Origin of the sequence: Aeromonas sp. HMWF017 (assembly GCF_003061465.1) — a bacterium.
GTDB lineage: Bacteria > Pseudomonadota > Gammaproteobacteria > Enterobacterales > Aeromonadaceae > Aeromonas > Aeromonas veronii.
Window position 1 is genome coordinate 1 of the sequence record NZ_QAJD01000169.1, and the last position, 9219, is coordinate 9219.

Sequence of the window (9219 nt, forward strand, 5' to 3'; positions counted from 1 at the left end):
GCCTTGCATCGCCAGATCGATAAAGGAGGGGTGGCACATGATCTCAAGGGAATGGGCCCCCTGTGCACTGGCTTCATCGAGCAGTTGCAGCAGGTTGGCCCGGGTCAGTTGCGCCCCGTAGAAGCGGTCGTCGAACCGATCGCAGCTTTGCGAGTGGGTGACGGTCAGGGCGTGGCGGGCGATTTCGCTCCGGTCGATGCGAAGGGGCAGTCCATGCGTCTTGGCGAAAGCCTCCACCAGCGGGTAGATAGTCGGTAGCATATGAACATGGTGGTGGCTGTCGATATGGGTCGGCTTTCTGCCGAAGATCGCGACAAAGCGCTGATACTGACTCGCCAGCTCGCCAGATATCTCGGTCAGATCCAGCTCTCCCGCCTCGCTCTTGTGCCAGATCCCCTTGTTGAGCTCGCCCTGCTCGTTCACCAGCGAGGTGAGCGGGGTCAGCGGTTTCCCCCAGCTGAGCATAAAGTGCAGCCCGACAGGCAATTCGGGGAATCGCCCGGCCAGCCAGGCGGCGTGTTCGATGGCGGGGGAGGTGACAATCGCGGTGGTGGAGCTGACGACCCCGTGCTCGAACGCCTCTATGATGCCGTAGTTCTGGGCGCGGCAGAGGCCGAAGTCGTCGGCGTTGATGATCAATCTCTTGCTCATGAGGGTTCTCTTGCGGTTAAGCGCCCCGCCGATTCGGGCGGGGCGTGCTGGCCTCAGGCGAGGGCGTCGATGGCGGCGGCGAAGTTGGGGAGGTGTTCGCGGTGGGCCAGCAACAGCTCGCGGGCGACGATGCGGGCATCGTTGTCGGAGTGGATCAGCGGGTTGAGGTTCATCGCCAACAGCAGGTCATCGAAGTTGCCGCTGATGGCGGCCTTGGCGGCGGCGATCTCGAAGCTCTTGATGAGATGCACCAGCCCGTTCACCTTGTCGTCAAAGCGGGTGAGGCGCGGATGGGGAATGGCGCCGTCACGGCCGATCAGGCAGCTCATCTCCACCGTCCAGTCGGCTGGGATATTGGTGACATGGCCCTGATGGGGCACGATGACGTAGTGCTCGCTCTGCTTGTCGTTGTAGATGGCGCTGATCACTTCGCAGGCTGCATCGGAGTAGTAGGCGCCGCCACGCAGCTCCAGCTCCTTGGGCTTTTCGCACAGATCGGGGTTCTGGTAGAGCTCGAACAGTTTCTTCTCGACCTGCTGCACCACTTGAGCCCGGGCGCCGCCTTTATAGAACTCGCCCATCTCGATCCCCAGCATCTCTTTCTCCTTGAAGTAGTAACGCAGGTAGGAGCAGGGAAGCAGGCGCAAGCCGCGGATAAAACCGGGATCGAACGGCAGGTCGAAGATGTTCTTGACCGAGCTGGCGCGGGTCAGGCTGCCATCGGCGACCCCTTCCAGCAGCTCGTCAAAGCGTGATTCGCCGTTGACCAGCACATCGCCGATAAAGACCAGATGGTTGAGGCCGAACAAATCCATGGAGAGGTGATCATGCTCGGTCAGCTGGAGGGCATCGCGTACAAACATCTGCATGCCGACCGGAATATTGCACACCCCGATAAAACGGCGGAAGTTGGTATGACGGCGCACTGCTTCGGTCACCATGCCAGCCGGATTGGTGAAGTTAATCAGCCAGGCATCCGGGCAAAGCTCTTCGACGTCGCGGATGATGTCGAAGATGACCGGTATGGTTCGCAGCCCCTTGAACAGGCCGCCTGCGCCGTTGGTCTCCTGCCCCAGCATGCCGTGACTCAAGGGGATGCGCTCATCCTTCTCCCGCGCCTGCAGCTGGCCGACGCGAAGCTGGGTGGTGACGAAGTTGGCGCCCACCAGTGCCTCGCGGCGATCCAGGGTTTTGTGCAGGGTCATGGGGATGCCTGCCTGACGGATCATCCGCTGGCAGAGGTCGAAGATGATGTTCAGTTTCTCTTCGCCAGCGGGAATATCCACCAGCCACAGCTCGCTGATGGGCAGCTCGGTATAGCGCTTGATGAAACCATCGACCAGCTCGGGGGTGTAGCTGCTGCCGCCGCCAATGGTGACTACCTTGATCTTCTCGCTCATAAATCCCTCTTCATCGATCTTTCTAGGTTTGATGGTGGCCGCTCTGTCTTCATGGTGAGAGGGGCCGCAGCCGCCTGTGGCAGGGGCTGGTCACAATGGATTGGTTCTCTTGAACCGGGTTGTTTAGGTCAGCAACTCGCTGGTCTCAGGCTGAACTTTCGAATTTCGGATAGAGATATTTGCGGTAACTGCCCGGGGTAAACGAGGTGAGCTTCTTGAAGTTTTTGATAAAGAGGCTGACGTCGTTGTAGCCGGTCTCGAAGGCGATATCGGCCACCGAGTTGTTGGTCACCTCCAGCTGCATCTTGGCGTAGTTGATCCGGATCTCGTTGATGATCTGCATCGGCGTCTTGTTGTAGTAACGCCGGGTGGCCCGGGTCAGATACTCCTGGCTCTTGCCACAGAGGGAGACCATGTTGGCCAGCGCATCCTCGGCAAAGAGGGGGCGATCGTGCATCCGCTCCACGGTTTCGTGGAGCCAGAGCGGAAGATCATCGCTGGCTGAGGTGTCCTTGTAGTGACGCAGCCGGTTCATCACCGCGTAGGTCACCACTTCGAGAAATTCGGTCAGCGCCTCTTCCCTAAAGCCCGGCGAGACCAGCACCGATTCGATGTAGCTGAGGAACTCGCTCTTGAGCGCATAGGCCTGTGAGGCGACGAAGTGCTCCGGTAGCAGGTATTTGAAGTGCTCGTCGAAATAGGTGCGGGTGATCCCGACGTTGAAGATGCGGGTGGTGCCGAACTCGTAGAAGCTCTGATGGCGGGAGCCGAGCGGGATAAACACCACGTCCCCCCGCTCCAGCAGCACCCGCTTGCCGTTGACCTCCTGATAGTAACGACCGGTCAGTACCAGGGTGAACTCGTAGTAGTCGTGCTGGTGCAAACCGGTTCCGCTCACCTGTTTGTTGTAGATGAACATGTGGAATGGTTTGTTGTTAAACAGTTCGGTTTCCCGGATTGTTTTAACGCTCATGAGTCGCTTCCTGATCTGCGGGCCGATGATGGGGCCTCTCGCCCCGTCCGGAGGTTATTGGTTCTGCAGCTTTTCGTGCAGCTCGATCAGCTCGCTGATCAGCTCACGGGCCAGCATGGAGGTCATCAGGTGATCCTGGGCATGGACCAGCACCAGGGTGACCGGGATCTTGCCTTCCCCCTGATCGTCCTCGATCAGCTGGGTCTGCACCAGATGGGCGGCATTGAGCGCCTCGCGGGATTGGGCCATCAGCTGGTGAGCGGCGGCCATATCCCCCTCCTTGGCCTTTTTCAGCGCGGTGTAGGCGAGGCTGCGGGCCTGCCCGGAGTTGATGATGAGCCCCATTACCACCTCTTCCAGATCGTTGCTGGTGGTGGCCTCTTCAGTGATGTTGTCCAGATCGAACATGAGTCGTTCCTTACGTAAATGCGTTAATTGAAACCGTTAATTAAAACCATGGTTGCGCGCTACCTCGGCAAACCAGTAGCCGCTCTTCTTGATGGTGCGTTGCTGGCTCTCCAGATCGAGGCGGACGAAGCCGTAACGGTTCTTGTAGGCGTTGAGCCAGGACCAGTTGTCGATAAAGGTCCACAGGTGATAGCCGCGACAGGCGCTGCCCTCTTCCAGTGCGCGATGCAGCCACTCGAGGTGCTCGCGAATGAACTGGATGCGGTAGTCATCCTCCACCCGTCCCTCGGGACCGATAAAGCGCTCTTCCCCTTCGACCCCCATGCCGTTCTCCGAGATGTAGCAGGGCAGGTTGCCGTAGTTGACTCGCAGGTCGGTGAGGATGTCGTAGATCCCTTTTTCGTAAATCTCCCAGCCTCGGTGGGGGTTCATCTTGCGGCCCGGCATCTCGTAGTAGTCGAACAGATCTTCCGGCGTACGCGGTACACCCTGCCACGCCACCTCTTTGGCCTTGACCCGGCGCGGCTGGTAGTAGTTGATGCCGAGGATATCCACCTTGCCGGCGGCGAGCAGCGCCTTGTCACCCTCTTCGATCTGCGGCAGCAAGTCGTACTGCTCTAGCAGCGCGACCAGCTCGGGGTCGTAGCTTCCCTTCAGGGCAGGATCGAGGAAGCTCTTGTTGAGCAGCAGATCCGCGATGCGGGAGGCGGCGAGATCTGCCGGATCCTGCGAGCGGGGATAGGTCGGGCTCAGGTTGAGGATGATGCCGATCTCGCCATCATGCTGGCAGGCGCGATAGGCCTGCACGGCACCGGCATGGGCCAGCGCGGTGTGGTAGGCGACGGTGGCCGCCCTACCAAAATCGACCACGCAGGGGTAGTGGTAGTGGCCAAGGTAGCCGCACTCGACCGGCACAATCGGCTCGTTGAAGGTGAACCAGTGCTTGATGCGACCGCCAAACAGGTCGAAGCAGCGGGTGGCGTAGCGCACATAGGCGGCCACCACTTCCCGGCTCTCCCAGCCGCCACGCTCCTGCATGCACATCGGCATGTCGAAGTGGTAGAGGTTGATAAGCGGGGTGATCCCCTCGGCCAGCAGCCGGTCAAAGACGGCGTTGTAGAAGCTGACCGCCTCCTGGTTGATTTCGCCCACCCCGTCCGGGATCAGCCGTGACCAGGAGATGGAGGTGCGAAAACTGTTGTGCCCCAGCTGCTTGAGCAGCTTGATGTCGCTCTCGAAGTTGTCATAGAAGGTGGAAGTGTCGGCCGGGCCGACCCCGTTGTGGAAACGCTGCGGTTCGATGGAGAACCAGTAGTCAAAGATATTGGCGGATTTGCCGCCGCGGTTGGCGGCGCCTTCCATCTGCGGGGCCGAGCTGGCGCTGCCCCACCAGAAGTCATCCGGAAAACGATACTGCATGGGTTACTTCTCCAGGCTGTTAGGGGAGGAGTTTTGCTCCTCCCTTGCTGTCATTGGAATGGCTGTTATCAGAACTTCAGAGCCAGAGCGATATCCTCTTCGCTCTCCTCTTCTTCATCGATGACGTTCTGCGCTTTGTTGGCAATAAGCACGAAGGGGATATACATCATGGTCGCGACACCCAGGTTGAATATCGCCAGACAGAAGGCGGCCACACTGCCGTTGGTGTTGAAGAAGGCACCCAGGCCGGTCGGCATGGTCCATGGCGCGATGTTGGTGATGGGCGGGATGATCCCGGCGTAGTAGGCCGCCATGGTGATCCCCATCAGTACCGGGTGCACCAGGATGAAGGGCACCAGCAGGATGGGGTTCATGATGACCGGCAAGCCGAACAGAATGGGCTCGTTGATCTGGAACATGCCGGAGGGCAGACCCAGCTTGGCGACCTGACGGTAGTCATCGCGACGGGAGACCATAAAGATGGCGATGATGAGGCCCAGCGTGGCACCGGTGCCGCCGAGGAAGACGAAGGAGTCGGTGATCGGCTTGGCCCAGAAGTGGAACTGCTTGCCTGCCTCCAGCGCCGCTTCGACCGAACCGTACTGGTTGTAGAGGGCGACGTTTTCCAGGGCGAAGGGGAAAAGTACGCCTGACTCCAGCGCAGTGAGCGCCAGCATGCCGTGTACACCGAAGAACCAGAGGAAGGAGGAGAAGATCACATAGACCCAGCCCACCAGACCCCCCATATTGGCCAGCGGGGTGGAGATACTGTCCATGATCAGCTGGTGGAAGTTGGTGCCGGCATTGTTCAGCAGGTAGGAGATCACCCCCATGATGGAGAGGATGATAAAGCCCGGGATCAAAGCCGAGAAGGAGCGGGAGACAGAAGCTGGAACGCTGTCTGGCAGGGTGATGACCCAGTTGCGACGGACGATAAAGGCGAACATTTCGGCCACGGCGATACCGATCAGCATGCCGGAGATGATGTTGGCTCCGCCCAGCCAGTTGGCGCCGACCGCATAGGCTTCGCCCACGCTGAACGGCGTGACGGTCATAAAGGCTGCAACCGACAGCAAACCGGAGGCCAGGGGGTCGGTCTTGCGCTCTTCGGCCAGTGCCAGACCAATAAAGAAGGGGGCCATCAGGGACATGATGCCCAGGGTGCCGTTATAGACGTTGCCGCCGATGCTCTTGAGGCCATCAAGGGTGGCGATGGTGGCGGGATCGATCCGCACGCCGATAGAGTAGAAGAAGGAGCCTTCGCCAAAGCTCAGAAAGACGTTGTTGATGAGAACGAACATGGCCCCGACCAGCGTCAGGGGCATCAGCTTGATAAAACCGTTCTTGATGGCGTTGACATGAGGTTGTTTGCCCAGCTTGACGGCTATGGGCAGTATGACCTTCTCCAACGATGCGATGATGTTGCTCACAGGGATCTCCTTACTGCGCGAGGCTCTTCTTGATGGAGGCTACCGCCGCCTTCAGTACGCCGAGGCCATCGACCTTGCCGTAGAGCAGGGTGTCAATCACCTCGACCGGCTTGCCCGGCAGTTGCTGCTGGATCTCCGGCAGCATGTAGGCGATTTGCGGGCCCAGCAGCACCAGATCGGCATCCTGTCCCTTCTCGCCAGCCAGGGTCTCCGGATAGGCATCGATCAGCACCGGCACATCATATTTTTCCGCCTGCGTCTTCATCTTTGAAACCAGCAGTGAAGTGGACATCCCAGCAGAGCAAAACAGGTAGATACGCTTCTTTTCCATAACCCTTCCCTCAACGCTTGAAAACCAAATGAACAGATCGGTCGAGATGGTTGCCTGTTGTGTTATCTAGACACATCAATCATCTCAAATTGACTTCATTGTATCGGCCTCTGGGTTTCACCTGGTATTTCGATGTTTTTATCAATAGTCTCTGGTTGACCCGTTGTTTTGCCGTCGTTCACATTTCTGATGGGTTGGCACAAAGGAAATGAGATTAAATGGGGCGTGAAGAGGATGGTTTTCTTTTTTAATCGTTATTTTTCAGTTAGTTATTTTTATGCTTTTGTGGGCGGCTGTAATGTGGCTGGAAAAGATCAATAACGGGTGACAGCTCACATTTATCAAATGATGCAATCTTATTGATATTTAATTTGGCTATGGCGAGTTGCCACTTTTTGAGCAAGGTGTGTGCTCATTGACCATTTGCGGCAAGTGGATTGACGAGTGAGGCTGGTTGTTGCTGCGCAGAGCGGGTTGAAAGAGAGGGGGATCAGACACTCTTACAGGGGACGTGGCTGTACGTCAGAGTTAAATGAGTAAGGGCTGAGGGGGTCAGTGTAGTGAGAGGAGAAGGCTCAAAGGGATAAACAAGCTGACCCCGGAGTGGCTCCGGGGTCGGCGGGATAGGGGTTAGATCCGCCCCTGATAGCGTAGGGGGAAGCGGCCCTGACTGTCTGGCTGGCCGAGGAAGGGGAGCCCTTGTTGCATCTGAGGCGGCAGTTCTGGGCCCGGTTTCAGGGTGCCCTGGAACAGGTATTGGCCATTGGGTTGCAGCTCGAGGCGACCCATGGTCTGCACCGCATCGGAGCCCTGCTTGAGTTCGGCCACCAGTCTGGAGTCGAGGCAGGTGAGTTTCAGCTCGGGGTCGGCCAGATCCAGCTTGCCCGCCGGGGTATCGGCGCTGGCGTTGTACCAGTCGAGGTTGCCATAGAGGTTGTCACACCAGGGGTTGCCCTGGGCAAACTGCTCCACTTTAAGCTGCAGCTGGCCGCTGACGGTGATCGGGATCGGCAGGCGCATTGGCACCCGGCTCAGCAACCAGGGGGCGGGGGCGTTGAGGGTCAGATCCCGGCCGAAGACGGCGCCATTCCAGCCGACAATGCCCTGACCATTGAGGCCGTTGCGATCGCCAAAGCGAATGGCCACTTCGGGGGCGAAGCGCAGCAGCGACCAGCCGTTGAGATCCCAGCGCAGCTGGTTCACCGATTCGCTGGCATATTGCAGTCGGGCAATCTGGCCACTCCAGAGGGTGCCGCTCACCCTTTCCAGTTTCAGCAGGTTGGCAACATTGGTAGGCAGCGGCAGATGGCGAGCCACCAGTGCCGCGGGCAGGGTGGCCAGCAGGAAGACCAGATAGGCGGCCAGAAACAGGCTGGCAATCAGGATGCGTTTTTTCATTGTGGACGACTCAACTGCAAACGTCTGACCTTGACCAGACCCGGGGCCAGATCCTCGCGGGCGATCTCGATGATTTGAACCTGAATACCGTGCTGCTCCACCAGCGTGGAGAGCCAGAGCAGCAAGTCATCGAACTGGACTGTGTCGATCCACACTTGCAGCTCCTGCGCCTGGGGTTGCAGCCGGGCAATCTTGATCTTGTGGTTGAAGGCGGTGCGGTTGACCACCCCTTCCAGGGTGCCGCTGGTGTCGATCTGGCGACCCGAGCCACCCTGCATGGCCAGCACCTCTTCACCCTTCTCCTTGAGCCAGGCGAGGGTCTGCTGCTGGTTCTGCACCTGCCGCTCCCGCTCTGCGATGCGGTTGGCGATGGGCTGCCAGACGCTCCAGTAGAAGAGACCGACCAGCAACAAGGCACTACCCGTGACCACCAGCCGCTGTTCCCGTGCTGTGATGCCGTGCCACCAGCTCTGCAATTTTTCCATCATGATGATTTACCCTTGAGCACCAGTGCGCCCTCTACCTTGCCCTCGGTGCTGCGCACCTCGCCTTGCTGTACCTCGAATTGCTTGCCCGCCAGCTCGCGGAACCGCTCGATCTCGGCAAAGCCGGGGGCGGTCACCTGCAGCCGCAGCTCGCGGCGACTGGCATCAAAGCGCATCACCTGTGGTTTCAGGCCGGGTACTTCGGCAAAGGTGGGGGCCAGCTCGGTGAGCATCAGCAGCACGCCGTTTTGCGGGGCTTGTCCCATCTGTTGCAGATGCTGGTTCATCTGGCTGCGCACGTTCACGATGCGGCTCTCACCCGGGAAGATACGGGTATAGACGGCACGGATCTCCGCCTTGAGGGCCTTGTCCTGCTCGGTGAGCTGATAGAGCTGCACCCCGCGCTGGCCGAGGGCCACCAGCAGCAACAGACCGGCGGTGATGACCACCTTGCGCCACTGCAACCAATAGCGGGCATATTCGGTCTGCGGCCGGTAGGGGCCGGTCAGCAGGTTGGCCCGGCAGGTGAGGGCTCCCTTGGCCAGCAGCAGCATGGGGAGTTCAGGCTCCGCCGCCTGCCAGTTGGCGGCGGCAATGGCGGGCAGCGGGGTGTGGCTGTGAATGGTGACCGGCTCGGCTTCAGTCGCCAGCAAGATGGCCAGCAGCGGTTCGTCGGCGACGATCCCCTGACAAGGGCCCTGGCGTACCAGCCACTCGCTGCCGA

At 59.4% G+C, this 9219-nt stretch carries 9 protein-coding genes and 1 pseudogene; all 10 read right to left on the bottom strand.

Going from position 1 to position 9219, the window contains the following annotated elements; all coding sequences use genetic code 11:
* On the bottom strand, positions 1–651 hold a 651-nt coding region (gene chbG / locus DBR30_RS18635; RefSeq protein ID WP_108588474.1), incomplete at its 3' end, for a chitin disaccharide deacetylase.
* Between the two features lie 53 nt (positions 652–704).
* Positions 705–2051, bottom strand: a complete 1347-nt coding sequence (locus tag DBR30_RS18640; protein ID WP_108540996.1) for a 6-phospho-beta-glucosidase — start codon at positions 2049–2051, stop codon at positions 705–707.
* A 145-nt stretch (positions 2052–2196) separates the two neighbouring features.
* Positions 2197–3024, bottom strand: coding sequence for a transcriptional regulator ChbR (gene chbR / locus DBR30_RS18645; protein WP_108540997.1), 828 nt, complete (start codon positions 3022–3024; stop codon positions 2197–2199).
* A gap of 54 nt (positions 3025–3078) precedes the next feature.
* Positions 3079–3432 (bottom strand): PTS N,N'-diacetylchitobiose transporter subunit IIA, encoded by a 354-nt coding sequence (gene chbA / locus DBR30_RS18650; protein WP_108540998.1) that lies wholly within the window; start codon positions 3430–3432, stop codon positions 3079–3081.
* A gap of 36 nt (positions 3433–3468) precedes the next feature.
* Positions 3469–4851 (bottom strand): glycoside hydrolase family 1 protein, encoded by a 1383-nt coding sequence (locus DBR30_RS18655; protein WP_108540999.1) that lies wholly within the window; start codon positions 4849–4851, stop codon positions 3469–3471.
* Positions 4852–4919: 68 nt separating this feature from the next.
* Positions 4920–6281, bottom strand: a complete 1362-nt coding sequence (gene chbC, locus DBR30_RS18660; protein ID WP_108541000.1) for a PTS N,N'-diacetylchitobiose transporter subunit IIC — start codon at positions 6279–6281, stop codon at positions 4920–4922.
* 10 nt (positions 6282–6291) lie between these two features.
* Positions 6292–6612 (bottom strand): PTS sugar transporter subunit IIB, encoded by a 321-nt coding sequence (locus tag DBR30_RS18665; protein ID WP_108541001.1) that lies wholly within the window; start codon positions 6610–6612, stop codon positions 6292–6294.
* Between the two features lie 630 nt (positions 6613–7242).
* Positions 7243–8010, bottom strand: coding sequence for a GspN family type II secretion system protein ExeN (exeN, locus tag DBR30_RS18670; protein WP_108541002.1), 768 nt, complete (start codon positions 8008–8010; stop codon positions 7243–7245).
* Positions 8007–8498, bottom strand: coding sequence for a GspM family type II secretion system protein ExeM (gene exeM / locus DBR30_RS18675; RefSeq protein ID WP_108541003.1), 492 nt, complete (start codon positions 8496–8498; stop codon positions 8007–8009). The genes exeN and exeM overlap by 4 nt, the downstream gene beginning before the upstream one ends.
* Positions 8495–9219: pseudogene (gene exeL / locus DBR30_RS18680) on the bottom strand (GspL family type II secretion system protein ExeL); the annotation flags it as partial. The gene exeM and the pseudogene exeL, both read right to left, overlap by 4 nt.